Source organism: Psychrobacter sp. 16-MNA-CIBAN-0192 (assembly GCF_040309565.1).
Lineage (GTDB): Bacteria > Pseudomonadota > Gammaproteobacteria > Pseudomonadales > Moraxellaceae > Psychrobacter.
Map to the genome: position 1 here is coordinate 1 of NZ_JBEOOX010000189.1, position 278 is coordinate 278.

The window sequence follows — 278 nt, forward strand, 5'->3', positions numbered from 1 at the left end:
GTGCATTGTGAATAAAAGTCTCGCGATGACCTAAAGAGTCTGTACAACTGCTTTTTATACCGTTAACGAGTGCCGTATATTCAAAGTGATAATGATAAATATCATCATCACCCCATTGCTCAATACATTTAGCGCGCTGGTCTTGTCTGTCCCACGAAAAGTGATGACTAAAGCCTGATGCCCGAGTTCTGCGTTGTAATAGATAGGTGGTACTTTTAGGATTGTATTGATGATCACTGTCAGATGTTATGTCGGCTGACTTGACCTTAACATAACTG

Annotated in this window: 1 protein-coding gene; it reads right to left on the minus strand. The window is 40.6% G+C overall.

Annotated elements, in window-relative coordinates; translation table 11 throughout:
* On the minus strand, positions 1–278 hold a 278-nt coding region (locus AAEY78_RS12865), incomplete at both ends, for a hypothetical protein (RefSeq protein WP_352339713.1).